General features: G+C 52.8%; 2 pseudogenes. Both read left to right on the plus strand.

From position 1 onward, the window contains the following. Positions 1–269 (plus strand): annotated as a pseudogene (locus ACZYOF_RS44395) (FAD-dependent oxidoreductase); the annotation flags it as partial. A 32-nt stretch (positions 270–301) separates the two neighbouring features. Continuing rightward, positions 302–411, plus strand: a pseudogene (locus ACZYOF_RS44400) (ferredoxin family protein); the annotation flags it as partial.

Below are 411 nucleotides of genomic sequence, written 5' to 3' on the forward strand. Positions count from 1 at the left end.
TGTCGCTCTACAAGAAGATGCTGGACGAATCCTTCGTGATCAAGGATCTCAAGAAGCACAAGGATATGCCGATGCTGATGCATACCAACTCGCAAAACTTCTTTCTCACCTATCCGCAGCTCGTCGCTAGGGCGATGCAGAACTATGTGCGGGTCGACGGCACGCCGAAGGCCGAGAAGGAGAAGCTGACGTTGAAATCCTTTGTCAATGCGCGGTCATGGACCGGTTTATTTGGCGATGCATTCCGCCTGGCGCGCGCTTGGCGATAACCCATCAGAATCAAGGCTAAGGAAGCTGAAATATGAATGTCGAGACATCAGTGCGCGTCGAGGACAAGCTGTTCTACAACCGCTATCTTGTCGACGTCGGTCATCCTCACATCAAAGTACGCGCACATACGAAGCCGTCCCC

This window comes from Bradyrhizobium sp. LeoA1Lang, from assembly GCF_055413685.1.